The sequence below is a fragment of the Novosphingobium sediminicola genome (genome assembly GCF_014196525.1).
In the GTDB taxonomy this organism is placed as follows: domain Bacteria; phylum Pseudomonadota; class Alphaproteobacteria; order Sphingomonadales; family Sphingomonadaceae; genus Novosphingobium; species Novosphingobium sediminicola.
The window spans coordinates 1-25701 of record NZ_JACIDX010000018.1 but is presented as its reverse complement, the minus strand read 5'-3'; the positions used below and the strand labels follow the sequence as shown (position 1 = coordinate 25701).

The following is a 25701-nucleotide window of genomic DNA, read 5'->3' as shown; positions in this document are numbered from 1 at the left end:
ATCATGCGCGGGCTGATCGTTACCGGCACGGATACGGGCATCGGCAAGACCGTTCTGGCCGCCGGACTGCTGGGCCGCCTTGGGGCGCGATACTGGAAGCCCGTGCAATCGGGACTGGAGGAGGAGACCGACAGCGAATGCATCGCGCGGCTCGTCCCCGGCGCGACGATCCATCCCGAAGCCTATCGCCTGATCACGCCCGCCAGCCCGCATTGGGCCGCCGCGATTGATGGCGTGACGATTGATCCGGCGTGCCTGACCTTGCCGCAGGGCGATGGGCCGCTGGTGGTGGAAGGGGCGGGCGGGGCGCTGGTGCCTTTGACCGACACGCGCCTTTATGCCGATCAGTTTGCCGATTGGGGCCTTCCTGTCGTGGTGGCCGCGCGCACTGGTTTGGGAACGATCAACCATACGTTGCTGACGGTCGAGGCGCTGCGCGCGCGGGGCTGCGCGATTTTGGGGCTGGCCTTTATCGGCGAGGCCGGGGCGGCGGAGGTAGAATCGATGCGTTTCCTCTGCGCCCATACCGGCCTGCGCCGTTTGGGCCATCTGCCGCGCCTTGCCTCGGTGACGCCTGAAACGCTGGCGGCGGCCATGGCGGAGTTTGACCTGTGATGCGCTCGCCCATCTGGCATCCGTTCACCCAGCATGGCCTTGGCGAACCGATTCCCCTCATCACGCGGGCCGAAGGGGCGAGCCTTTATACGCAGGATGGCGACCGGATCGTCGATGCAATTTCCAGCTGGTGGGTGACCACGCATGGCCATGCCTATCCCCCCATCGCCCGCGCGATTGCCGAGCAGGCGGGCAAGCTGGATCAGCTGATCTTTGCCGGATGGACCCATCAACCGGCGCAGGATCTGGCCGAGGGTCTGGTGGGCATCACCGGCCTGCCCTACGCTTTCTTCTCCGATTCCGGTTCCACCTGCGTTGAGGTCGCGCTGAAAATGGCGCTGGGTCATTGGCGCCATCTGGGGCAGGGCCAACGCCAGCGCATCGCCGTGATGCAGCATTCCTATCACGGCGACACGATCGGCGCGATGAGCATCGGCGAGCGCGGCGTTTACAATGCCGCCTATGAGCCTTTGCTCTTTGCCGTGGACACCGTGCCCTTTCCCCATGCCGGGGCGGAGCAGGCGACCTATGACGCGCTCGCGGCCTTTTGCGCGAGCGACGATGCGGCCGGTTTTATCGTCGAGCCTTTGGTGCTGGGCGCGGGGGGAATGCTGTTCTATCCGCCCGCCGTTCTGGCCGAGATGGCGCGGATTTGCGCCGCCCATGGCGTACTCTTCATCGCCGATGAGGTGATGACCGGATGGGGCCGCACCGGCACCATGCTGGCCTGTGATCAGGCGGGGGTGAGGCCCGACATCCTGTGCCTTGCCAAGGGGATTACCGGGGGCGCGCTGCCTCTGGCGGTGACGATGGCGTCCGAGGCGATTTACGAATCGCATTACGCGCCCGACCGCTCAAAGACCTTCTTCCACTCCAGTTCCTATACCGCCAATGCGATTGCCTGCGCGGCGGCGGTGGCCAATCTTGGCGTGTGGCGCGACGAGCCCGTGCAGCAGCGGATCGACACGCTGGCCGCACGGCAGGCGGCGGGGGCGGCGATGCTGGCGAATGTGGCGGGGGTGGAGAATGTCCGCCAATGCGGCACGATCCTCGCGCTGGATTACCATGTGCCGCAGGGGGGCTATCTTTCAGGGCTGCAACCGCGCCTGCTGGCTTTCTTCCGTGAACGGGGGCTGCTGATCCGGCCCTTGGGCAACACCGCCTATCTGATGCCGCCCTATTCGATTACGCCGGAGGATCTGACCTCCTGCCATCAGGCGCTGGCCGAGGCGGTTGAACTCTTAGCGTAGCATTTCGGCGCGGCGCAGATCCTTGGGCCGCCCGAAACTTTGCAGGATCGCGCGCATTTCCTCGCGAGAGGGCGTGTAGAGCACCGTATCGCCCAGATGGTGCGTGATGCGGCTGGTAGGAATCACATTCTGCCATTGTCCATCATGGTTCAGGGCAAAGTCGGCCATGAATTCCACCGGCAATTCGGGCGCATCCCATCGGGCATAGATGCCCGAGCGGAACCGGCTGTCCACCCCGCCCGGCGCGGCGTTCAGCCCCAGCGCGGGCAGGATGTGCGCCGCATCGCCGGCCGAGAGCAGGACATCAAGATCGGCCACCGTGCCCGAGCCGGTGCTGAGCAGGGCGACCGCGCCGCTGCCGATGATCCACCAGGGATCGCGGGCATCGGCCATCGCGCCCGCCACGGCGCGCAAGCTACGTTCCAGTGGCGGGGCGAGGGGATGCATAGGTCTTCCTTATTCGGCCTGGTTATTCGGCATCGCTGCCGTCTTCCTCAACGGCGCGATAGAGTTCGAGTTCATTGCCGCGCAAAGTCACGACATGGAGCAGGTTGGTCGCCCCCGGCGTGCCGAAGGGAACGCCCGCCAGCGCGACCAGTTTGCTGCCCGCAACGCCGAACCCATGGCGCAGCGCCATGCGCTTGCCCTTGGCGATCATTTCCTCGAACGAACCGATGTCGCGCGTGTGGACCGCATGGGCGCCCCACAGCAGCGCCGAGCGGCGCGCGGTGTTCATGCTGGGCGTCAGCACCAGCATCGGCACCGAGGGGCGTTCGCGCGCCACGCGGCGCGAGGTCGAGCCCGAACCGGTGAACACGATGAGGCCCGTCAGCGTGACGGTATCGGCAATCGCGGCGCAGGCCTTGGCCAGAGCGTCGGCGGTGGTCTGATCCGGGTTGATCTCGGCCAGATGGACGCGCTGACGATAGTAGGAATCGTTTTCGACCTGCGTGGCGATGCGATGCATGATCGTCACCGCTTCTTCCGGCCACTGGCCAGCGGCGGTTTCGGCCGAGAGCATCACCGCGTCGGCGCCGTCATAGACCGCATTGGCCACGTCCGACACTTCGGCGCGGGTGGGCGCGGGGCTCTCGATCATGGATTCGAGCATCTGCGTCGCCACGATCACCGGCTTGCCGCTGCGGCGGGTCAGCTCGACAATGCGCTTCTGGATCGGCGGCACTTCTTCGGGCAGCAGTTCGACGCCAAGGTCGCCGCGGGCCACCATGATGCCGTCCGACAGTTCGATGATGCCTTCGAGCGTTTCAAGCGCGGCGGGCTTTTCGATCTTGGCGATCAGCGCGCCATGGCCGCCCATCAGGCGGCGGCATTCGGCCACGTCCTCGGGACGCTGAACAAACGACAGGCCGATGAAATCCGCGCCATGCTCGATCGCAAAGGCCAGATCGCGGCGGTCCTTTTCGGTCAGCGCCGGAACCGGCACCACCGCGTCGGGAATGTTCACGCCCTTGCGATCCGAAATCACGCCGCCCACTTCGGCGCTGCACAGGATTTCGTTCTCATCGGCGCGGATCACGCGCAGGCGCAGCTTGCCGTCGTCGATCAGCAGGCGCTGGCCCTTTTTCAGGATGCCGAACAATTCCGGGTGCGGCAGGCACACGCGGTTTTCATCGCCCGGTTCCGGGTTGCGGTCGAAGGTGAAGTGGCCCGAGTGACGGATCACCGTGCGGCCATCCTTGAACGCGCCCACGCGCAGTTTCGGCCCCTGAAGGTCGGCCAGAATGGCGATGGGCTTGCGCAGCTTCTTTTCAACAGCGCGCACATTGGCGATGGTTTTGGTATGCACCGAATGATCGGCATGGCTCATGTTGACGCGGAAAGCATCCGCCCCCGCACGCACCAGCTTCTCGATCATCTCCGGATCACTGCTGGCCGGGCCAAGCGTTGCCAGAATCTTGACCTTGCGGCCGCGCGGATTGAGTTTCGTCACACCGATTTCTCCCTTTGGGACGGGGTACAGCCTATGGCAAAGGCTGATTGCAAACCCAAGAACAACTCAACCCGGATGGACCCATGAATATGAATGCACAACAAACGATTCCCGATCCGCTCGATGAACTTGATGATGCACATGCCGCCGCCGCCTTTCGTCGGCTGGTCCGCCATCTGCGCCATCGTCATGATGCACAGAATATCGACCTGATGGGCCTCTCCGGTTTTTGCCGCAATTGTCTTGCGGACTGGATCGTAGCGGCGGGCGCTCCGCTCGACAAGGGCGCGGCGCGCGAACTGATCCACGGCATGCCCGCCGATGAATGGAAAAGCCGGTATCAGACCGAGGCGACGCCGGAGCAGATGACGCGCATGAAGGAGAGCGTGGCCAAGAACGCACCGGGGCATTGATGGCGGCATTGATCGCAACGCTGGGGATTACTCGCCCCCCGTATTCCCCTTGAGGCTCTGCCCCGCTATCTGGCCGGGCAAATCGATTCTCAACTTTGACCAATTTCGGAGATTTGACCCATGGCTGAAATGGCTGCTGACGAACGCCTGCGCCTGCTGATCGAGCGTATCGAGCGTCTGGAAGAAGAAAAGAAGGGCATCAGCGACGACATCAAGGACGTCTATAACGAAGGCAAGGCCACCGGTTATGACCCCAAGGCGATGCGCCAGGTGGTCCGCATCCGCAAGATGAAGCCGGATGACCGCAAGGAAATGGAAGCGATCCTCGAAGTCTATCTCAACGCACTGGGCATCGACTGATCGATCTTGGGCGGGGGGCGGATTTCTGCCCCCCGCCTTGCTCAAAGCCTGCATCTCGGCTATCGGCGCTGCCAACTCCACACATAGCGATATGAAGTGATCCATGGCAGGCCATTCCAAATTCAAGAACATCATGCACCGCAAGGGCGCTCAGGATAAGAAGCGTTCGGCGCAGTTCTCCAAGCTTTCGCGCGAAATTACCGTGGCGGCCAAGATGGGTATGCCCGATCCGGACATGAACCCGCGCCTGCGCGCCGCCGTCAACGCGGCCAAGGCCCAGTCGATGCCCAAGGACAATATCCAGCGCGCCATCGACAAGGCGAGCAAGGGCGATGCTGAAAACTATGAAGAAGTGCGCTACGAGGGCTATGGTCCGGGCGGCGTGGCGATCATCGTCGAGGCGCTGACCGACAACCGCAACCGCACCGCCACCAATGTGCGCACCGCCTTTGCCAAGAACGGCGGCAACCTTGGCGCCAGCGGCGCGGTGTCGCATGGCTTTGACCGCCTCGGCCTGATCGAATATCCCGCCAGCGTGGGCGATGAGGACAAGGTGCTGGAAGCGGCGATCGAGGCCGGCGCCGAAGACGTCGAATCGGATATGGGCGATGGGGACGAAAACCCCGGCAGCCACTCGATCTGGGTTGCGGTCGATTCGCTCCACCCCGTCGCGCGTGAGCTGGAAAAGGTGCTGGGCGAAGCCGAAGGCGTAAAGCTGGCATGGCGCCCGCAGCTCAAGGCCTCGGTCGATGCCGATGCGGCGGCCACGCTCTTGAAGCTGATCGACGTGCTTGAAGAAGACGATGACGTCCAGACCGTCTGGGGCAATTACGAAATCCCCGACGAGGTGATGGCCACGCTGGGCTGATCCGGTTTTCCGCGATCCCATAAGGGGCGGGGGGATGATCCTCCCGCCCTTTTGCTTTATAGGGCCTGCATGATAATCTTAGGCATCGACCCGGGCCTCGTCTGCACCGGATGGGGCATCGTCGCCAAATCGGGCAGCCGCATCAGCCATGTCGCCAATGGCCAGATCCGCACCGACAAAGAAGCCTCGATGGCCTCGCGCCTGCTCGAACTGGACACGACCATCGCGCGCGTGATCGAGATCTACAAGCCCGACTTCGGCGTGGTCGAGGAAATCTTCGTCAACGTGAACCCGCAATCGACGCTCAAGCTGGGGCAGGCGCGGGGGGCGGCTTTGTTGTCGCTTGCGCGGGCTGGGCTGCCGGTGTCGGAATACCCTTCCAAGGTCGTGAAAAAGGCGCTGGTCGGCACGGGCGGGGCGGCCAAGGAGCAGGTCCAGCATATGCTCAAGGTGTTGCTGCCCGGCGTAAAGCTGGCCGGGGCGGATGCGGCGGATGCTCTGGCGGTGGCGATTACGCATGCGCATCATGTGGGGGCGCATTTGTAAGGTTTGCCGGGAGTTGGTGCCTCCGGCGGGTTAAGGGCGGGGGCCCTTAACAATCCCGATACTGTCTTGGTTGCGCTGTGGGGGCGGCGTTGGTGGATTGGTGTGGGGTTTGAATTTTAAAGCCTGCGGCGCTTTTGGCGCTGTGCTTGCCGCGCCGCAGGCTTTAAAAACATCGGCTCCATCCACACCTTGGCCAACCTCGCGCCACCCCATAATGGGATTGCAAAGGGACGAGTCCCTTTGCCCGCCGGAGGCAAACCTTCCCCTCCCTGTCAAAAAATGTTCCCAAATCGTTCTCCCCCGTCTAGGGTGCGCGCATGATTGCGAAACTGACCGGCATATTGGACGACTTCGGCCCCGACTGGGCTGTGATTGACGTCAATGGCGTGGGCTATCTGGTGTTCTGCTCGGGGCGGACGCTGACGGCGCTGGGCATTCGAGGCGATGCCTGCACGGTGTATACCGAGATGCAGGTGAGCGAGACGGACATGCGCCTGATCGGCTTTACCAGCGCGGGGGAGCGGGCGTGGTTCAAGCTGCTGACGGTGGTGCAGGGCGTGGGGTCCAAGGTGGCCTTGGCGATCCTGTCCGCGCTGACGGTCGAGGAATTGCAGCGCGCCTGTGCTGGCGGAGATGCTGCGATGGTCGCGCGGGCCAATGGCGTGGGGCCGAAGCTGGCCGCGCGCATCGTCAATGAACTGAAGGACAAGGCGGGGGCATTGCCGGCTGGCCCTGCCGGCGCGGCGGTCTCGGCGGGGGTGAGCCTGCCGGAGGGCAATGTCGCGGGCGATGTCGTCTCGGCCTTGCAGAACCTCGGCTTCAAACCCAACATCGCCGCCAGCGCCGCCGACGCCGCCATCGCCGAACTGGGTGAGGAGGCGGGGGTTTCCGCGCTGATCCGCGTGGCGTTGAAGAAGGCGAGCGCGTGATGGGTGTTTATGAATGACCGATAACCCCCTCCTTTCCGCCCATCGCCAGATTGAGGATATGGACGCGGCGCTGCGTCCTAAATCTTTGGCCGAATTCGTGGGGCAGGCGGCCGCCAAGGACAACCTTCGCGTTTTCATCGAATCGGCCAAGTCGCGCGGTGAGGCGCTGGATCACACGCTGTTTTTCGGCCCGCCGGGGCTGGGCAAGACCACGCTGGCGCAGATCATCGCGCGCGAACTGGGCGTCAATTTCAAGGCCACCTCCGGTCCGGTGATCGCCAAGGCGGGCGATCTGGCCGCGCTGCTCACCAATCTTGAGCATGGCGATGTGCTCTTCATCGATGAAATCCACCGCCTCAATCCGGTGGTCGAGGAAGTGCTCTATCCCGCGATGGAGGACCGTGCGCTCGATCTGATGATCGGCGAGGGGCCGTCGGCGCGCTCGGTACGGATCGACCTGCCGCCTTTCACGCTGATCGGGGCGACCACGCGCGCGGGGCTGCTGCAAACGCCATTGCGCGACCGTTTCGGCATTCCGGTCCGTTTGCAATTTTACAGCGTGGACGAACTCGAACGCGTTATCTCGCGCGGGGCTGGCCTGCTGGGCATTGGCATTGCGGCCGAGGGCGCACGAGAGATCGCCCGCCGTTCGCGTGGCACGCCGCGCGTGGCCGGGCGCTTGCTGCGCCGGGTGCGCGATTTCGCCCATGTTGCGGGCAGCGAGGTGATCACCCAGACCATCGCCGACAATGCGCTGACCCGCCTTGAGGTCGATCATGCGGGCCTTGACGCACAGGATCGCCGCTATCTCCATATGATCGCGGACATCTATAAGGGTGGGCCGGTGGGCGCGGACACGCTGGCGGCGGGCCTGTCGGAACCGCGCGATACGATCGAGGAAGTGATCGAGCCTTACCTGATCCAGCTTGGCATGGTGGCGCGCACCGCGCGCGGACGCTGTCTCAATGATCGTGGCTGGCAACATCTGGGCATGACCCCGCCCGGCGGACAGGGGCCGCAGGGCGGACTGTTCGATGCCGATGAGGGCGAGTGAGCCGCGATTCCTGTACCATAGTGGGACGGAGGATGGTTAAATCCTGATGAATCCGGGGCAATCCCGATTCAGGACAGTCCAGCCGCCTTCACGCGGTTGTTCCCTTGCCGCTCCTGCATGATCTCTCTGGTGAGGGCAGAATCGCCTTTCGTCCGAATGGATGAAAAGCCTCTGCCGACCACAGGAAAGAGAGATTGTTATGTCGGTTCGTTTGGGGCTCGCCAAAGTTGCCGGTCTGGTGGCAGGCACCGCGCTGATTGGCGGCGGGGCGGTGCATATCGCCGAAAAGGCCAGCAGCAACAAACCGCAATATGTCAAACACGCCAAGGCGCATAAGGCCCCGGTGGTGCGCAAGCAGGTGGTGACCCGCACGGTGGTGGTGCAAAAGGATTGCTGCACCAAGACCGTGACCCGCACCGCGATGGTGACCATGCCGCCGCCGGGCCTGCCCGCCGCCGATCTGACGCCCAACACGCCCGCCCCCGCGCCCAGCCCGCTCTCGGCAGAGCGCGCGCGCGGCTATTACAGCAATTGGGGCTTTGGCGGCGGCTATATCGGTGGCTTCTTTGGCGGGACCAGCGGCAATGTGATTGTGGTGAACTCCAGCGGTTCCACCTCGGGCTCGACCTCGACCACGGGCGGCACGACTACCACGGGCGGCACGACCACCACCACAACCGGCGGCACCACCACGACCACCACCGGAGGGACCACGACCACGACCACCGGCGGCACAACCACCACGACCGGGGGCACGACCACCACCACGGGCGGCACGACGACCACAACGACCACGGGCGGCACCACCAGCACCACCGGCGGCACGCAGGTTCCCGCTCCGCCGATGCTGCTGCTGTTTGGCGGGGCGGCCGGGGCGATGTTTGCCCGCCGCCGCAAGGGCAAGGCTCAGACCGCCTGAGACCCGCCATCCGCGTATAAAAAGGCGCCGCCCGGACCCATCCCGGCGGCGCCTTTTTTATGGCTATCCCAACCATCAGCCCACAAAAAAGGGCGGCCCGTGAAGGCCGCCCCCTCTTTTTGGCATCAAGCGATCGCTTACGCGGCCAGCTTGCGCAGCACGTACTGCAGGATGCCGCCATTGTTGAAATACTCGATTTCATTGGCGGTATCGATGCGGCACAGCGCGGTGAAGGTGAACTTGGTGCCATCCTTGCGGGTGACTTCCACGGTCACGTCCTGACGCGGCTTGAGCGAAGCAACGCCGTGGATCGTGAACGAGCAGTCGCCGTCGAGGCCAAGGCTCTGGCGGCTCTCGCCATCCTTGAACTGCAGCGGCAGCACGCCCATACCGACCAGATTCGAGCGGTGGATACGCTCGAAGCTTTCCACGATCACCACGCGCACGCCCAGCAGGTTGGTGCCCTTGGCGGCCCAGTCACGCGACGAACCGGTGCCATATTCCTTGCCCGCGATCACGACCAGCGGCGTACCGTCGGCCTTGTGCTTCTGGGCAACGTCGAACACGGCGCCGACTTCTTCACCATAGCGGCTCATGCCGCCTTCGATGCCGGGGACCATTTCGTTCTTGATGCGGATGTTGGCAAAGGTGCCGCGCATCATCACTTCGTGGTGGCCACGGCGCGCGCCATAGCTGTTGAAGTCGGCCTTGGCGACCTGACGCTCCATCAGCCATTCACCAGCGGGGCTGTCGGCCTTGATGTTGCCGGCGGGGCTGATGTGGTCGGTGGTGATCGAATCGCCCAGGATCAGCAGCGGCTTGGCTTCGATGATGTCCTGAACCGGGGCCGGTTCCATGGTCATGCCTTCGAAGTAGGGCGGGTTGGCGACATAGGTCGAACCGGCCTGCCACTTGTAGGTTTCCGAACCGGTGACGTTGATCGCCTGCCAGTGCTTGTCGCCCTTGTACACGTCGGCATAGCGCGCGACGAACATCGGGCGGTCCATGCAGCCGGCCATCGTGGTGGCGACTTCTTCGTTGGTCGGCCAGATGTCCTTGAGGAACACTTCCTTGCCTTCGTTCGACACGCCGATCGGGGTGGTGGTGAAATCTTCGATCACCGTGCCCTTGAGCGCATAGGCCACCACGAGCGGCGGCGAAGCGAGGAAGTTGGCGCGCACGTCAGGCGAGACGCGGCCTTCAAAGTTGCGGTTGCCCGAGATCACGGCGGCGGCAACAAGGCCGTTTTCGTTGATCGCCTTGCTGATCGGTTCGGCCAGCGGGCCCGAGTTGCCGATGCAGGTGGTGCAGCCATAGCCAACCAGGTTGAAGCCCACGGCATCGAGATGCGGGGTCAGACCGGCCTTGTCGAGATAGTCGGTGACAACCTGCGAGCCGGGGGCCAGCGAGGTCTTGACCCACGGCTTGGGCTTCAGGCCCAGTTCGTTGGCCTTCTTGGCCACCAGACCAGCCGCCACCAGCACGCCGGGGTTCGAGGTGTTGGTGCAGGAGGTGATCGCCGCGATGGTCACGTCGCCATCGCCGATGGTGAAGTCCTTGCCTTCAACGGCCACGCGCTGCTGGGTCTTCTTATAGACATTGGCCATGTCGGCGTTGAACACGTCGTCCACTTCGGGAAGCGAGACGCGGTCCTGCGGACGCTTGGGGCCGGCGAGCGAGGGAACGACCGTCGAGAGGTCGAGTTCGAGCGTGCTCGAGAAGATCGGTTCGACGGCGGGGTCGATCCAGAAGCCCTGTTCCTTGGCATAGGCTTCGACCAGTTCGATCTGGCCTTCGTCGCGGCCGGTCAGGCGCAGATAGTCCAGCGTCTTGTCGTCAATGCCGAAGAAGCCGCAGGTCGCGCCATATTCCGGGGCCATGTTGGCCAGCGTGGCGCGGTCGGCCAGCGACAGGTCGGCAAGGCCGGGGCCGAAATATTCGACGAAGCGGCCCACCACGCCATGCTTGCGCAGCATGTTGGTGGCGGTCAGCACGAGGTCGGTCGCGGTCACGCCTTCCTTGAGCTTGCCGGTGAACTTGAAGCCGACCACTTCGGGGATCAGCATCGATACGGGCTGACCCAGCATCGCGGCTTCGGCCTCGATGCCGCCCACGCCCCAGCCCAGCACGCCAAGGCCGTTGACCATGGTGGTGTGGCTGTCGGTGCCGACGCAGGTGTCGGGATAGGCGACGGTTTCGCCGTTCTGGTCAACGCTGGTCCACACCGCCTGCGCGATGTTTTCCAGGTTCACCTGGTGGCAGATGCCGGTGCCCGGGGGAACGGCATAGAAATTGTTGAGCGACTTGGAACCCCACTTCAGGAAGTCATAGCGCTCCATGTTGCGGTGATATTCGATCTCCACGTTCTGTTCGAACGCCTTGGGGTGACCGAATTCGTCCACCATCACCGAGTGGTCGATGACGAGGTTGACGGGGACCAGCGGGTTGATCTTCGAGGTGTCGCCGCCCAGCGTGGCGATGGCATCGCGCATCGCGGCAAGGTCGACCACGCAGGGCACGCCCGTGAAGTCCTGAAGCAGCACGCGCGCGGGGCGGTACTGGATTTCATTCGACGATTCGCTGGGGTTCTTCTGCCAGTCGACGATCGCCTGGATGTCGGCGGTCGAAACGGTGAAACCGCCGTCTTCAAAGCGCAGCAGATTTTCCAGCAGCACCTTCATCGAGAACGGCAGGCGGCTGATGTCGCCAAACTTTTCGGCGGCCTTCTTCAGCGAATAATAAGCGACTTCCTTGCCACCGGCGCTCAGTTTCGAGCGGGTGCCGAGCGAGTCCTGTCCGACCTGGGTCATACGGGCGTCTTCCTCACCTCAATTGGCCCAGAGACGAAAAAAAGACGAAAAGGCGCGTTCAGGCGCGTTCTCGCCCTGCCTTTGGGCGGTTGCAGCATGAGGGCCGATGCGCGTGATTCCGCCCCGCGTCAAGGGCGCGAAAGGTGGAAAAAGGAATGAAGAGGGGCAGGTTGCTGCGATATTGTTGCTATTGCGAATTGTTATCGGAAATAAGCGTAAATGGCCCTAAGTTTGTCGGAGAAATCGCCGCAAAAGCCCTTTGCCCGGATCAAAGCCCCACCTGTTCGGTATGATCGCCCTTCTGGCCGCCCTCATGCCCGCCGGCGCCCACCCAGCATCCCGCCACCACCAGCGCCGCGCCGCCCAGCGTATAAATATCGAGCCTTTCGCCAAACCAGATCCAGCCCATCAGCGCCGCCCAGAGGAAGGCTGAATATTCCACCGGCAACAGGCGATGCGCCGGTGCCCGCGCCCAGCCCCATGACAAGAGCATCAGCGACACGAAAGACAGGCCTGCCGCCCCGCCGATATCGCGCCACACTTCTCCCTGCGGCACAGGGGGCAGGCCGACCATCAGCCCGGCCAGCGCCAGAAACATCGCGGTGAACAGCGACTGGAAGAAAGCGATCTCGGCCGGAGGGGCCATCTGCGCCTGATGGCGCTGCATCACCAGATTGGCGGCATAGAGCACCGCCGAGCCAAGGATGGCCGCCATGCCCTGCCACGCCTGCGGCTCCATCGCGCCGCCGCTCTGCATCCGCCCCAGCCCGATCACGCCCACCCCCAGCAGCCCCAGCGCCGAGGCCCCCAGCGCGCGCCGCGTGATCGCCTCGCCCAGCGCGAAACCGGCCATGAACAGCGCGATGATCGGCGCGATGAAGGACAGCGCCATGCCCACCGCCATCGGCGTGCGCACGATGCCCCAGAAAAAGGCGAAAGCCATCCCGCTGGTCACGCTGGCGCGCATCGCATGCATCACCATCCGCCGCCCCGGCCATGCGCGCGGATGGACGATTTGCCACACCACAATGCCGATCCCTGCCCCGATGATGTTGCGCCACAGCAGGGCGGCATGAACACCGGCCTCGATCGAGGCCCGCTTCATCAGCGCGTCCATGATGCTGAAAGTGGCAATTCCGCATGCGGCGGCAACAAGGGGAAGAAACAAAGGGCGCGCCATGATCGTTAAGATCCTAGCGGCCTTGCGCCAAGCCGTCACTATGAGAAGGTAAGTCGAGCTTGCGCCGCGTGCGGTGTTCAGCCAACAGACAGGGGTGATACTGAATGGTATGCGACGAACTGTGCTTGGCTGTCGTTGAGTTGAGTGATTTGAGCCGGGCTAAAAGGGGCGTTGAATGATGAAGAACACGCGCAAGCTGATGACGGGTCCGGTGATTCTGGCTTTGGCGACGGGGCTTTACGGGCTTTATCCCGCCATGGCGCAGGATCGGCCCATCGAGGGCAAGCAGGGTCTGGGCAAGCTGCCCAATGTTCGCCCCGCAGGCATGAACACCCCCACGCCCAGCCCCAGCGCATCACCGAGCGCATCCCCCAGCCCGCGCCCCACCGGCGGCCCCAGCCCGCGCCCCGTACCGACGCTCTTGCCCACGCCCTCGGCCACACCCTCCGGCACGCCGTCTCCTTACCCCACGCCCAGCCCTTCGCCCGGCGCTACGCCGGTGCAGGAAGCGGTGGTCAACTGGAGCGTGGCCGATGCGGGCGATCTGCTGGCCGCGATCATGGCGATTGGCGATGAGGGCCTGTTTCCCGCCGATTATCAACCCGATGCTCTGCGCGCCGCGATCAAGGCCGGGGCAGGGGATGCGCTGGACCAGCAGGCCAGCAAGAGTTTCGCATGGCTGGTCGAGGACCTGCGCGATGGACGCACGCCGATGACCGCGCGGGTGCAATGGTTCGCCGTCGATCCCGATCAGGATGACAATCCCACCACCGCCCTGATGCAGCGTGCCACCACCAACCATGACGTGCCCGGCACGCTGGCTGGTCTTGCGCCGACCTATCCTGATTATGCTGCGCTCAAAGAGGCGCTGGCCGCCACGCCCAAGGCGCAGACCAAGCTGCGCGATGCGATTCGCATCAATATGGACCGCTGGCGCTGGTTGCCGCGCGATCTGGGGCCGGTCTATCTGATCACCAATGTGCCCGAGTTCCAGCTTCGCCTTGCGGTCAACGGCCGCAACATCCGCACCTATCGCACCATCGTGGGCAAGCCGGGCCGCACCGCCACGCCGCAACTGGCCGAAAAGGTCGAGGCGGTGGTGTTCAACCCGACATGGACCGTACCGCAATCCATCGTCGTGGGCGAGGGGCTGGGCCAGCAATTGCTCGCCCGCCCGCGCGCCGGTTATAAGGTGACGCGGATGGAGGATGGCAGCCTGCAGGTTGTGCAGCAGCCGGGCAACACCAATTCACTGGGCCGGATGAAGATCGACATGCCCAACCCTCATGCGATCTATCTGCATGATACGCCTTCGAAAAAACTGTTCGATGCTCAGGTGCGCGCCTTCTCGCATGGCTGCATCCGCACTGATCGCGCGGTCGAACTGGGCATGACCATGGCGATTCTGGGCGCGGGGATGAGCCAGGAGGATGCCGTCGCCACGTTCGAGGCGGGCAAGTACAAGAAGGTGCCGATGACGCGGACCTTCCCGGTCTATCTGACCTATGTCACCTATGGCCGCGACATCAATGGCACGCTGGCCAGCTTCAATGACCTTTATGGCCGTGACGGGCCGGTGCTGGACAGTTTCCGCGCGCCGCGCGCGCTGCACACGACTCAGCGCAAGAGCAATGAGGAAGTGATCAAGCTGGATAACCCGCTGTAATCATGGCGGCGGCGCTGCTGAACCAATCAGCGGCGCCGCGCCGGAATCACGCTTCGCTGATGCGGTCGGCGTAAAGCAGGCGGCCCGCGCCCAGATGACCCAGCACAAGGCTGAAATCCTCGGGCGCCATGGCAAAACAGCCTTCCGAACGGCCCAGCTTGCCGAATTTGGCCAGCATGTCGGGCGCGGCATACCAGGCCGGATGCATCACAATGGCGCGGTCAAACGCATTGGAATTGTCCAGATCCAGCCCGCGCAGCCGCATCGAGGCGCCATATTTGCCTTCATACTGGCCCGCGGTCAGATAGGCCCCGCGCGAGGTGGCGAAGGAGCCGACGCTGTTCGAAAATTGCTTGAGCCAGCCGACATGGGCCGGATCCGACCCGCGACCATGCGCCACCAGATGCGAACGCACCGACCCGCCGACCATGTCGACAAAGTGCAGGCGCGCGTCATGCGAAGGCTTGCTGAAGTCGGCAATGGCCACGACATCGGGGCGAGCCAGCATCGCGCCGACGCGATCCCGCTCGCGCATGGCGATGCCCACCACGCGGCGTTCATATTCGGAGAGGCCCGAAGCCTGTGCGGCAACACGCAATGGAGTGGCCATGGCGACCCCTCCAAGGGCCAGTCCACCCAACAATGCACGACGGCTCAACACGTTATTCTGATTCGCGATTCCCATGTCTGTTGCCCTAGGGCAACGGGGTAAATTTTTCTATTCGCCTGCGATGGAATCACGCGAGTCAGCGGCGAGTTGAGCCAGAGTCGCGCCATCAACGCGCATCACCGTCCATTGTTCCATCGGTTTTGCGCCCATACGGCGGTAAAATTCGATCGAAGGCGTGTTCCAGTCGAGCACGCTCCATTCCAGCCGCGCGCAGCCTCTTTCCTGCGCCAGAGTGGCCAGGTGGAGCAGCAAAGCCTTGCCCAGCCCCGAGCCGCGCGCGGCGGGGCGGACATAGAGATCCTCCAGATAAATGCCCGGACGGCCCTCGAAGGTGGAGAAATTATGGAAGAAGAGCGCAAAACCCTGCGGCGTCCCGTCGATCTGGCCGATTACCACTTCGGCCATCGGATGCGGGCCGAACAGGTGGCGCATCAGCGCGGCCTCGTCAAACCGGACCTCGTGCGAAAGCTTCTCGTAGTCGGCCAGATCGCGGATCAACTGCGCGATCAGGGGAATGTCATCGGGCGTAGCGGGGCGGATCGTGTTGGTCATGCCGCAAGGTGTAGCCCGATTGGCGATCAAGAACAGCATCAGGCGTAAATTTACAAAAACTTGGGTTGACCGATGCCGTCGGAGTGTGGCAATCGGCCCGCCTGTCTGAGGGGTTCATTCCCCGTATCAGGCACCGCAAGCGAAGGCCCCGATGCTTTCCACGCGCTCGCGGGTGTAGCTCAATGGTAGAGCAGCAGCTTCCCAAGCTGAATACGAGGGTTCGATTCCCTTCACCCGCTCCAATTCTCGAACCAGCAGCGTTCTCCATCACCTCCTAAAGCACAGAAAACCTGCTATATTTCGCCTTATCAGGGCCGTTGGCGTTCGCCTGCATTCCCTCACAGTCACCTGACTGTGGGGGCCCCGCTGGGGGTATGCACCGCCTCGTCATAGTCGATACCCCCAAGGTTGGGGGTATCTTGGGTCTAATACCTTGATAATGCGAGGAAATAACATGCTCACAGATATGGCAATTAGAAACTTCAGGCCGGGCCCAAAGGCCATTAAGCTGGCCGATGGTGGGGGGCTCTTTCTTTTGGTCACTCCGGCTGGAGGCAAGCTTTGGCGCTTCAAATACCGGATGGATGGGCATGAGAGGCTGCTCGCCTTGGGTGGCTATCCGGACGTCAGTCTAGGCGAAGCTCGCGTACGCCATGTTCAGGCTCGTGAGCTCGTAGCGGCCGGAGTTGATCCTTCCCGCGAAAAGCAGCGCGTAAATATCTCAAAAGAGAGTAATGGCGAAGGAACGTTTCGGTCATTGTCTGAAGAGTACTGCATGAAAAGAGCACGTGATGGTGACAATAAATGGGGAGATGAGACCGCAAAAAGGAATCAATATCTGTTGAGTTTGATGCTGGGTTCGATCGGTGACATGATGATCGGCGAAATTGAGCCGATCCATGTACTCTCTGCCATCCGAAATATCGAGAGTAGGGGTAATCTGGAGAGCGCTCGCCGCACCATGCAACTTGCTGGTGCGGTATTCCGTTACGGGGTGGCAACTGCGCAGCTAAAATCCGATCCGACGCGTGATTTACGCGGAGCTCTTTCCTCGCCAACGGTCATGCACCACGGAGCTCTTACAGAGCCTCGTCGTGTTGGTGCACTGCTGCGTGCCATTGATGGGTACGAGGGTGGAGAAGTTGTCAGGATTGCATTGCAGCTTGCTCCGTATGTATTTGTCCGGCCAGGAGAGCTTCGTCACGCAATGTGGAGCGAGATCGATTTGAATACAGCGGTCTGGATTATTCCTGCCGAGAAAACCAAAATGCGCAAGGAGCATCACGTCCCTCTGTCCGTCCAGGCAGTTGCCCGTTTTCGTGATGCGCTTAAGATTTCAGGGCCATCCAGGTATGTATTTCCTTCGGTTCGCACTCGGGAGCGCCCGATCAGCGATAACACGCTCAACGCTAGCCTGCGACGATTGGGCTATTCCAGCAACGAAATGACCGTGCATGGCTTTCGGGCCATGGCCTCAACTTTGCTGAATGAAAGCGGCAAGTGGTCTCCCGATGCAATTGAGCGTGCCTTGGCTCACGGCGACAGCGACAAAGTGCGGGCCGCTTACCACCGCGGTGCCCATTGGAAAGAACGTGTGAAGATGGCTCAGTGGTGGGGTAACTATCTCGATAAATTGCGAAGTAAGGATTCGTAAAAATAGCGGCTTAAAAAATCTCCGAAAATCTCTGATTTATAGATAAAAATCCTAAAATGTCATATATTCATTGAAGTGATGTTCGTGGGTGTTCGCCATCGTATTTTGACGCCATCTGAATTTTGAAGGGTGGTGGAGGTGGTGCTGTTTGATTCTGGCAATGGTTGCGGAGCACACTTCGTGGAGCATCGAACAATGGCTTTGAGTGATCTTGCAATTCGTAACGCAAAGGCGCGCGAAAAGTCCTATAAAATAGGTGATTCGTTGGGTCTGTTTTTGCAGGTGCAGCCTACAGGAAGTAAGCTTTGGCGCTTCAAATATCGTTTTGAGGGACTGGAGAAGAAGCTAGGATTAGGTATCTATCCTTCGGTGGGGCTTGCCGAAGCCCGCAAGCGGCGTGATCAGGCTCGTGAATTGATCGCTGCAGGCTCTGATCCGTCGCGCGAAAGGCGTCGAGAAAAGCTTCGCAGGCAGGAACTGGCCGGAAATTCATTTGCTTTGCTCGCTGCTGAATATTGCAAAAAGCGCAAAGGCGATGGCTACAAGCCTTGGGCTCCGGCAACGGCTGAGCGCTGCGAGCATTTATTGAGCCTGGTATCGGTCTCGATTGGGCGGATGGCTATTGCTGACATTGAGCCCGCCGACGTTTTGGCAGCTGTGCGCAAGATCGAACGTAGGGGGAAACTTGAAAGCGCGCGTCGCGCATTGCAGTTGGCGGGCAGCGTGTTCAGATTCGCCGTTGCCACCGCTCGTCTCAGATCCGATCCAACCCGCGATCTGCGTGGCGCTCTGGCGTCTCCGAAGGTCACACATTACGGCGCGATAACCGAGGCTCACAAGGTTGGCAAATTACTACGAGATATTGATAGTTACCAAGGCGTTGGAGTTGCCAGGTTGGCGCTCAAAGTAGCGCCCCATGTTTTTGTAAGGCCCGGTGAGCTGCGTCAAGCTCTCTGGAGTGAGATCGATCTGGAGGGTGCGCTGTGGGTAATACCTGCTGAAAGAATGAAGGTGCGTAAGGCTCACCACGTGCCTCTTTCGAATCAGGTTGTTGATTTGCTGAAGGATGTTCGTAGTCTTAGCGGCCCGAAGGGCTATGTATTTCCGTCAGTACGAAGCCGGGCGCGTCCGATGAGCGAAAACACAATCAACGGCGCGTTACGCCGCTTGGGGTATGCCACCGATGAAATGACCGGACACGGCTTTCGAGCGATGGCAAGCACCTTGCTGAATGAGTCGGGAAAATGGTCGCCGGACGCAATCGAGCGTGCCCTGGCGCACGGCGATGTTAGCAAAGTGCGCGCCGCCTATCATCGCGGAGCTCATTGGAATGAACGCGTTGAGATGGCGCAATGGTGGTCCAATTATCTTGATGCATTGCGGGAACAACGCGATTCGGTAATTTTGCCAGAGCATTGGCATGATTAGCTGCGATGCTGCTGGCCACGTTCCAGCAATGCCTCCAAGCTGGATAGCGGGATCAATGTGGCCCTACCAATCTTGACGATGGAAAGTTCGCCATTGGTAATGAGCGCGTAGATCTTCGTTCGTCCAAGGCCGGTTATCCGCTGGACTTCGGATACGCGAAGAGTGATCGGCCTATTAATGTCTGAGACAGCATTCAACCGAGTAGCCAGAAGATGGCTGGATGATACGGAATCCTTCATTTGGGCATATCCATTCTGATGGATGGTCAGCCCGCCATTGAAGGAAGTTATCATCAAAATGACGTGGAGGAAATCTTCTTCCTTGGTGGGCATGCATTTATACAACCGCCGTTGGAAATTAACCTTGTGTGACGTGACCCCCAGCTTTCCGCCAGTTGGGATTAGAGGCCAGCAGCTTTGTTGCGCATGAGCGCGTTTGAAGCAATGGCCTGTGGAGCGGAGCCCGTAGGGCGCAGCGCAGCAGGCCATTGCTTATGCAGTTTGGCGGCAAACGCCGCCGGAGTTTCGTAGCCAAGGGATGAGTGTGGTCGTTCCTGGTTGTAATCCTCTACCCAGGCCGCAATCTGGACGCGGGCATGATCCATGTTGAGAAACAGCGTCTCGTTGAGCAGTTCGTCACGCATCCGGCCGTTGAAGCTCTCAACATAGCCGTTCTGCATCGGCTTGCCCGGCGCGATATAATGCCACTCCACGCCGGCCTCTCCAGACCATGCAAGCACGGCATTGGAGATGAATTCCGGGCCATAGCACATTGGGAAGCTACCCCTTGAAGGCAGCATTCGCCTTGATGGAGACAAGGGCGCGTAGCGCCCGCCGGCTTCATCAAGGCGGTCATGACCGGCCAGCAGGTCTCTAAAGTGAAGTTGTCGACTCAACACTTTGGGGACTGACCGACCATGACTAAGCGCAGTTCTACTCCCGCCGACGCCATGCTGGTAGCCATCGATATGTCAAAGCACCGCCAGGAGGTTCTAATTGAACGTCCCGAGGGCGGACGACGTCGCCGCATGACGGTCATGGCAACGAAGGCGGACTACGACCGGCTTGCACATGATCTGACGGATATCGGCAGGCCGATTGTCGTCGGCTTCGAAGCGACCGGCAACTATCACCGGGCACTGGCTCACCGCCTCCTTGCTGCCGGTTTCGAGCTGCGGCTGATTTCGTCGGTCGCCTTGGCACGGACGCGGGAAGCCCTGCACAACGGTTGGGACAAGAACGATTCCAAGGATGCCCAGGTGATCCTGCACATGCTGCGGATCGGTGCAACTCAGCGTTACGTCGATCCGCTGGCTGCCGGCATTAACGATCTTCAGGATATGTCGAAGACGCACGAGGCAATTTCCAAGGCGAAGACCCAGACTTGGCACCGCATTCTGACCCACTATCTGCCTTTGTATTTTCCGGAGATCGAACGTTTCGCCGGCAACAGCAGGTCGGACTGGTTTCTGGCCTTGCTGGAGCGGTTTCCCACACCGGCAAGCATGACTGCGCTTGGTCAGGAAGGCTTCGCACGTGAGGCATGGGCACTGGTCGGCCGGAAGGTTTCCAAGGCCCGGTTGCTCAACGATATTTATGAGACCGCCTGCGCATCCATCGCACTGCCGATCGAGGAAGATTCCGTCTCGATCGCAATGTTCCGCATGGTGATCGCGCAGGCGCGCAGCCTGATCCGGCAACGCGACGAGATCGAGCGAACTGCCCATGCCATTCTCAGCGGCAACCGCGATTACCAGCTCCTGCGCATGATCCCTGGGATCGGCCCGATCAATGCACTCACTATCCTCGCTGAGGCCGGCGATCTGCGGCGCTTCAACCATCACCGCCAATTCCTGAAGTTTTGTGGGCTCGACCTGGCCACATGTCAGTCGGGCACTTTCCGCGGGCGAACCAAGCTGTCGAAGTACGGCAATGCCCGGTTACGGCGTACCTTCTGGATGGCGACCCAAGTTGCCGTCCGCCAGCGCGACAACAGCTTCCGTGACAAGCTCGGACGATACGTCGCCGGCTACGGTAATGACCCCGATCGCCGCCGCAAGGCGATGACTGCACTCACCGCCAAGATGGCGCGCGTCGCGCACGCCGTCATCAAGACGGGAGCCGAGTACCGTCCGTTCGTTGAGCGGGCGGACACCAGATGGAAGGACCCCTCTCTGTCGCGCCGTGAGGGCGCTACGGCGACCCTGTAGATAATGTTCGGGCCTTCCATCTGGCATCGGTATCTCATTTTAAGGACGGTGAGGACCACGACCAGTACGGCCGCTGGATCCTGTGTTTGCTATGGCCGAGAGTGCATTCCTTGACGATGGAAGCCATCTGGATCAGAATGAAACCAGCGCCTATCACAATCGGCGCAACGAGACTTGCAGGCCGTTTTCCGGTGCTGCTTCACGACCTAGGACGTTGTCGCTGACGATCATGCGGGGCTTGCCCCGCTCAGCGATCAGATCGGTCAGTTCCCGCACCAGCCTGCGCCCCGAAATCGAGGTATCTGGGACCGCCCGCAGGCATTCCCGGGTCACGTCATCTACAATGTTCAACACGCGAAACCGGCGCCCCGAAGCCAGTTGGTCATGGACAAAATCCAGGCTCCAGCGCTGGTTGGGCAACGCCAGAACCGGCGCCGGTGCCCGCGCACCTATGGCGCGGCGCCGATTGCGCCGTCGTCGAACTGCCAGCTTCTCCTCTCGATAGAGGCGCTGGGTTTTCTTGCGGTTGATCACGATACCCTCCCGCCGGAGCAGGATATGCAGGCGACGATAGCCAAACCGCCGGCGTTGCTGAGCAAGCTCGCGCAGCTTCCCCCGAAGCTCGGCATCATCATCCCCCTGAGGCCGGTAGCGCATGCTCTTGCGATCAGCGCCTATGACACGACACGCCCGCCGCTCGCTCATCCCCATGGACACCTGAAGATGGGCGACTGCCTCTCGCTTGGCAGCGGGCGTCACCAATTTTTTGAAAGAAGGTCCTTCAGACCAGCATTGTCGAGCATCGCCTCGGCCAGCAACCGCTTCAGCTTGGCATTCTCATCCTGAAGCGCCCGCAACCGCTTTGCTTCAGACACCTCAAGGCCGCCGTACTTGGCCTTCCAGTTGTAGATGGTCCCTTCCGATACGCCGTGGCGTCGAGCCAGGTCGGCGGTCTTCGCGCCTGTCTCCTGCTCCTTCAACACACCGATGATCTGCTCTTCTGTGAACCTTGCTCGCTTCATTCGTCCGTCCTTCCATCAGGCCGGACTCTAATCAAGCTTGGAGGAAAATCAGGGGGTCACGTCAGTGTCCGGTTGCACCCCAGGTATCGCCGTTCCTCTGTGGTGAAGTGAACGTCCGGATCTGACAGGAGCTGCCGATTGAGCGTCATCGAGCCGCCGGACGGAAGCCGCCCCCTTCCAAGGTGCAGAAGGCGTCGATCAGCCAGCACTGAAGCGGCCGTTTCGGCGGGACCCTCGGCAAACGGAGCATGGCCTGAATTGGACTTATCCATCGGGCCGCTTCCGGGAATAAGCGCGAGATAACGGATCGACCGCTTTTGCCCCCGGTCCGGGTCACGATAGCCAAAGATGGCATGCAATCCTGAGATGACGAAGTGGCTGTTGCGAGCCAGTCGTCCTGCCGCGCGGCTCCCTCAACCCGGCTTCATCGTGAATTGCGTTATTTACTTTTCATCATCACTGATCTAACTTCCCTGCATGGCTATCCAGACCGACTCTCCGAAGCGCGTCCTCATTGACGACGTCAGCGCATTAGCGGCTGAGCTCACGCTCGATCTGACGTCGGCGTTTGTCGTGACGAATGCGCAAGCCGCGCCCAAGGGACTACGCGTTCGGACTGGTGCTGGGCAAAAGCGTGGCACGGCCTCAACCGGAGAGAAGGTTGGGGAGTTCTTCACGGACCGAGCGTTCATTGAACGCATAGTGGGGACGGTTTTACGTAATAGGCTGAATCGTCAGGCCGTGGTGGTCGACGAGTCGCTGGATTTGCTCGCGCAGATTGGCCGGATTTTGCCCGACGTAAAAAGTAGGCATTCAGAGCAGACCATCGAGAAGCTCGTCGACGCGCTCGTCGAGACACATGATCCGCTCGCTCGCACGACAAAGCAGATCGATAGGATGAACGCGACCGCACGAATGCGCTTCATGGACAAGATCGAGACCCTGTCGAGCGACGAACTCGCGACCGCGGCTGGCCATTCGGCACGTAACCGCAGCCAGACGGCAACCCGGTGGAAATCGGAGAAAAAGATTTTCTCGATCCGTTGGCGGGGGCAGGAGCGCTATCCGGGCTTCCAGTTCAAGGATGGCAAGCCGCTAGCTGTCATTCAGCAGATCTTGGGCGCATTGCCGGATGACCTTTCTCCCTGGGAGACGGCCTTCTGGTTCGTATCGACCAACAGTTGGCTCGATGGCCGGGCGCCATATGAGATGCTGGATTCCGCACAGCGTGTGGTCAAGGCGGCGCACGAGCAAAGCGAAGCGGTTGACGGATGACGGCCGCCTCATCGGGCGGCATCACGCCGCCCACAGTGCCCCCGCCGCCGTCTCCTCTGTCGTGCAACCTTCATACGCTCACGAAAAGTACCGTGATCCATCGCATTCACGACAAGCGGTTCGGAGCGATTGATTTTAATCCAGGCTTTGGAAACACACGCTTCGCCCCATTCAGGGTCGGCGGCAAATTCGTGCCTACGGCCTACGCCGCAACATCGCTCGAATGCGCGATCTATGAGACCCTCTATCACGACATTGAGCCAGCAGCGCTTTTCAAGTCGGTCTATTGGACCGATCTCGCCAAGCTGGTCTATTCGACCGTCGAGGTGGCGCGCGACATCGACGTAGCGAAGCTCTTCACGGCTGACCTGCTCAAATGGCATATGGTCCGCGGCCAGCTGATCGATACTCCGAAATCCTGCTATCCGCAGACACAGCTTTGGTCGCCCGCTATTCACGGTTCTGGACCGACAGTGGGCGGGATGGTGTGGACGTCAAACAAATACGACGAGGACCGTGCCATGCTCCTCTTTGGCGATAGAGTTGCCATTGGCGACCTCAATCCGCTCTCTTCCGTGGACATTATCTCGGACCCGACGACCCTGCAGCTCGTGACCGACCTCGCCGCCCGTTCCGGGATCGATATCATCAAGCCGTGAGCGCGCGAAGCGGTCAAGCGCGATAATGACCAGCTCACCATGCCAAAGAACGGCAGCAACTGGTTTCGAACTCCTGCTCTTTTAACAGCTACAAATGGTCGCTAGCCGACCGACAGGTTATGCGCCGGAAGCCGCCAGACAGTTGAGCAGCGAGGGACGACGGGTTTCCACCATATTCCGACGATAAGCGCCGTTCCGGACACGACCCCATTGCGGACATTGATAAAGCTAGATAGCCATCAGAAATGGTTAGCCGAGTTTCCGCTCTTGTTGTTGCCGGGTTTTTACTGCTTCCTGCAGCGCTGTTCAATGCTATCGCGTGGGGTGGTCAGTGGCGCTGCGGTTACATGGGATGGCAAGCTGTCATCGGAGATGTTATCGGAGCCTGTGGTATCGCTCTTGGTATTCGCATGTGGCCATTTCCTAGCGCCTCGGTATCATTGCGGAAATTGCTCACCAAGGCAACTTTAATGCTGCTCATGGGGTGCGTGGCCTACATACTTTTCTTTGCACCAAATTGCCCATATGCAGCGCGTTAGAAACGTCCGCTCCCCCCAACATTCTGGCCCTAGAGGCCCCGGTCCTGCCAATCCAAAGCGGCTATTGGTTCAGGTTGTGGTCGAGACAACGAGCGGCCGGTTTCAGGGAAGCGCAACGGCGCCCTGAAGTCGGCTAAGGCAGGGGGAGCGGACGTCTTGCGCTATGGTAACCGGCCGAAATCAACATCTGACTGCAATGTCATGGTCGAAATTAATTTGACCATTTCGTCTTCTCGAGACGTGAATTCTTCGGACGTCCGGCCGACGGAGACGGCGCATCGGGCCTTCCCCGCCTGTATCATAATTTGAACGAAGTATTTTTACGGTCAAAATATCGCCAGACAAACTCCACACGCCATCTTCCATGTCTCCACCGTACCTGCCATCCGGTAAAAAATCTGATATGAAATCAGACAAGCAAGCGTCAGACTTTGTGTTGCCGTGAAGCACCGCCCACGTGCCAACGAGGTCACGAGGCGAGACTGACGTAGGCCGCATGCGGCTGACGCTCGGACTGGATAGACCAAGTGCAGCAGCGGCGAACAAAGCAAACTTGGTGCAATTGAAGTTCATTGTGAAATTGTAATGTACAGTTGGAACGTCCGCAATCGGGTCGTGCCCGGAAGAGCCGGTTTGGGCGACAATGGTGATGGGGTCGTCTTGTCTTATGACATTTCTACCTGCTGGGGCATCATGAGATGCCCGATCCGGGGTGGCCACCCCGGATCGGGCGGAAGGGGATGGATCGAAGTTGTCTCGGTCATAAAGGACCGTCGATTAGTGTGATCACCCCTTTCTTTTCCAACAGGCCTGGACGGAAACCAGGGCTTCGGGCCCGGATGACAAGAATAGGACGGCGGGAAAGATGGAAAGCTCTCTACCACAGACGGTTGGCATCGACATCTCCAAAGCAACCCTTGATGTGTTTGCCTATCCTGCAGCCTGCGAACGACAGTTCACGAACACGGCCAAGGGTCATAGGGAACTGATAGGCTGGCTCGCCCAATGGAAGATTGAGCGAATCGCTTATGAAGCTACGGGGGGAGTGTCAGGAATTCCGTGTACGGGGCGGCGGTTGAACATCAGGCCGCCATGGCCCGAACGAAACGATCGCCGAAGAGAACAGCGAACT

General features: G+C 61.1%; 21 protein-coding genes, 1 tRNA gene and 3 pseudogenes. 16 read left to right on the top strand and 9 right to left on the bottom strand.

Annotation, left to right across the window (positions count from 1 at the left end):
- Positions 1-3: 3 nt before the first annotated feature.
- Both bioD and GGR38_RS19570 read left to right on the top strand, forming a co-directional pair.
- The gene (bioD, locus tag GGR38_RS19575; protein ID WP_221227164.1) at positions 4-615 is read left to right on the top strand and encodes a dethiobiotin synthase; all 612 of its coding nucleotides are present in this window, start codon (positions 4-6) and stop codon (positions 613-615) included.
- A complete protein-coding gene (locus GGR38_RS19570; protein ID WP_183628023.1) occupies positions 615-1865 on the top strand; it encodes an adenosylmethionine--8-amino-7-oxononanoate transaminase in 1251 nt (416 codons plus the stop codon). The genes bioD and GGR38_RS19570 overlap by 1 nt, the downstream gene beginning before the upstream one ends.
- Here the strand turns inward: GGR38_RS19570 and GGR38_RS19565 are convergent.
- Both GGR38_RS19565 and pyk read right to left on the bottom strand, forming a co-directional pair.
- Positions 1857-2312 (bottom strand): hypothetical protein, encoded by a 456-nt coding sequence (locus GGR38_RS19565; RefSeq protein WP_183627897.1) that lies wholly within the window; start codon positions 2310-2312, stop codon positions 1857-1859. The genes GGR38_RS19570 and GGR38_RS19565 overlap by 9 nt on opposite strands.
- Before the next feature lie 22 nt (positions 2313-2334).
- Entirely contained in the window at positions 2335-3816 is a 1482-nt protein-coding gene (gene pyk, locus GGR38_RS19560; RefSeq protein WP_183627896.1) for a pyruvate kinase, read from the bottom strand.
- 83 nt (positions 3817-3899) lie between these two features.
- On the opposite strand from pyk, the gene GGR38_RS19555 reads away from it, so the two are divergent.
- From GGR38_RS19555 to GGR38_RS19525, 7 genes are all read left to right on the top strand, one after another.
- Positions 3900-4229, top strand: coding sequence for a DUF1244 domain-containing protein (locus tag GGR38_RS19555; protein ID WP_183627895.1), 330 nt, complete (start codon positions 3900-3902; stop codon positions 4227-4229).
- Between the two features lie 120 nt (positions 4230-4349).
- Complete coding sequence (locus GGR38_RS19550) at positions 4350-4589, top strand: DUF2312 domain-containing protein (RefSeq protein ID WP_172340234.1); 240 nt, start codon at positions 4350-4352, stop codon at positions 4587-4589.
- 103 nt (positions 4590-4692) lie between these two features.
- Entirely contained in the window at positions 4693-5457 is a 765-nt protein-coding gene (locus GGR38_RS19545) for a YebC/PmpR family DNA-binding transcriptional regulator (protein WP_183627893.1), read from the top strand.
- Positions 5458-5526: 69 nt separating this feature from the next.
- Entirely contained in the window at positions 5527-6003 is a 477-nt protein-coding gene (gene ruvC / locus GGR38_RS19540) for a crossover junction endodeoxyribonuclease RuvC (RefSeq protein WP_183627891.1), read from the top strand.
- A gap of 317 nt (positions 6004-6320) precedes the next feature.
- Positions 6321-6932, top strand: coding sequence for a Holliday junction branch migration protein RuvA (gene ruvA, locus GGR38_RS19535; RefSeq protein ID WP_183627890.1), 612 nt, complete (start codon positions 6321-6323; stop codon positions 6930-6932).
- Between the two features lie 13 nt (positions 6933-6945).
- Positions 6946-7986 carry a Holliday junction branch migration DNA helicase RuvB gene (ruvB, locus tag GGR38_RS19530; RefSeq protein WP_183627888.1) on the top strand — a complete coding sequence of 347 codons (1041 nt, stop codon included), beginning with the start codon at positions 6946-6948 and terminating at the stop codon, positions 7984-7986.
- Between the two features lie 199 nt (positions 7987-8185).
- The gene (locus GGR38_RS19525; protein ID WP_183627886.1) at positions 8186-8905 is read left to right on the top strand and encodes a PEP-CTERM sorting domain-containing protein; all 720 of its coding nucleotides are present in this window, start codon (positions 8186-8188) and stop codon (positions 8903-8905) included.
- A 137-nt stretch (positions 8906-9042) separates the two neighbouring features.
- Here GGR38_RS19525 and acnA read toward each other — a convergent pair whose 3' ends face one another.
- Both acnA and GGR38_RS19515 read right to left on the bottom strand, forming a co-directional pair.
- The gene (gene acnA, locus GGR38_RS19520; protein ID WP_183627880.1) at positions 9043-11715 is read right to left on the bottom strand and encodes an aconitate hydratase AcnA; all 2673 of its coding nucleotides are present in this window, start codon (positions 11713-11715) and stop codon (positions 9043-9045) included.
- 268 nt (positions 11716-11983) lie between these two features.
- On the bottom strand, positions 11984-12895 hold the full coding sequence (locus GGR38_RS19515; RefSeq protein WP_183627878.1) for a DMT family transporter: 912 nt from the start codon (positions 12893-12895) through the stop codon (positions 11984-11986).
- 175 nt (positions 12896-13070) lie between these two features.
- Between GGR38_RS19515 and GGR38_RS19510 the strand changes: the two genes are divergently transcribed.
- Positions 13071-14561 carry a L,D-transpeptidase family protein gene (locus tag GGR38_RS19510; protein WP_246405065.1) on the top strand — a complete coding sequence of 497 codons (1491 nt, stop codon included), beginning with the start codon at positions 13071-13073 and terminating at the stop codon, positions 14559-14561.
- A gap of 46 nt (positions 14562-14607) precedes the next feature.
- On the opposite strand, the gene GGR38_RS19505 is transcribed toward GGR38_RS19510, so the two are convergent.
- Entirely contained in the window at positions 14608-15171 is a 564-nt protein-coding gene (locus GGR38_RS19505; RefSeq protein WP_246405063.1) for a murein L,D-transpeptidase catalytic domain-containing protein, read from the bottom strand.
- Positions 15172-15279: 108 nt separating this feature from the next.
- The gene (locus tag GGR38_RS19500) at positions 15280-15783 is read right to left on the bottom strand and encodes a GNAT family N-acetyltransferase (RefSeq protein ID WP_183627874.1); all 504 of its coding nucleotides are present in this window, start codon (positions 15781-15783) and stop codon (positions 15280-15282) included.
- Between the two features lie 168 nt (positions 15784-15951).
- Between GGR38_RS19500 and GGR38_RS19495 the strand changes: the two genes are divergently transcribed.
- The 3 genes from GGR38_RS19495 to GGR38_RS19485 all read left to right on the top strand — a co-directional run bounded on the left by GGR38_RS19495 (position 15952) and on the right by GGR38_RS19485 (position 18865).
- Positions 15952-16025: transfer RNA gene (locus GGR38_RS19495), tRNA-Gly, on the top strand.
- 212 nt (positions 16026-16237) lie between these two features.
- Positions 16238-17437 carry a tyrosine-type recombinase/integrase gene (locus GGR38_RS19490; RefSeq protein WP_183627872.1) on the top strand — a complete coding sequence of 400 codons (1200 nt, stop codon included), beginning with the start codon at positions 16238-16240 and terminating at the stop codon, positions 17435-17437.
- 195 nt (positions 17438-17632) lie between these two features.
- Positions 17633-18865 (top strand): tyrosine-type recombinase/integrase, encoded by a 1233-nt coding sequence (locus GGR38_RS19485; RefSeq protein WP_183628019.1) that lies wholly within the window; start codon positions 17633-17635, stop codon positions 18863-18865.
- Here GGR38_RS19485 and GGR38_RS19480 read toward each other — a convergent pair.
- Positions 18862-19197, bottom strand: a complete 336-nt coding sequence (locus GGR38_RS19480) for a helix-turn-helix domain-containing protein (RefSeq protein ID WP_343059178.1) — start codon at positions 19195-19197, stop codon at positions 18862-18864. The two genes, GGR38_RS19485 and GGR38_RS19480, sit on opposite strands and share 4 nt — an antisense overlap.
- 68 nt (positions 19198-19265) lie before the next feature.
- Positions 19266-19628: pseudogene (locus GGR38_RS19475) on the bottom strand (integrase core domain-containing protein); the annotation flags it as partial.
- 153 nt (positions 19629-19781) lie between these two features.
- On the opposite strand from GGR38_RS19475, the pseudogene GGR38_RS19470 reads away from it, so the two are divergent.
- Positions 19782-21078 (top strand): annotated as a pseudogene (locus GGR38_RS19470) (IS110 family RNA-guided transposase).
- A gap of 209 nt (positions 21079-21287) precedes the next feature.
- Here GGR38_RS19470 and GGR38_RS19465 read toward each other — a convergent pair.
- Positions 21288-22096, bottom strand: a pseudogene (locus tag GGR38_RS19465) (IS3 family transposase); the annotation flags it as partial.
- A 477-nt stretch (positions 22097-22573) separates the two neighbouring features.
- Between GGR38_RS19465 and GGR38_RS19460 the strand changes: the two are divergent.
- Together GGR38_RS19460 and GGR38_RS19455 are read left to right on the top strand one after the other, a co-directional pair.
- A complete protein-coding gene (locus tag GGR38_RS19460; RefSeq protein WP_183627868.1) occupies positions 22574-23371 on the top strand; it encodes a hypothetical protein in 798 nt (265 codons plus the stop codon).
- Positions 23368-24030 carry an RES family NAD+ phosphorylase gene (locus GGR38_RS19455; RefSeq protein WP_183627866.1) on the top strand — a complete coding sequence of 221 codons (663 nt, stop codon included), beginning with the start codon at positions 23368-23370 and terminating at the stop codon, positions 24028-24030. Before GGR38_RS19460 ends, GGR38_RS19455 begins: the two co-directional genes overlap by 4 nt.
- The last annotated feature ends 1671 nt before the right edge of the window (positions 24031-25701 follow it).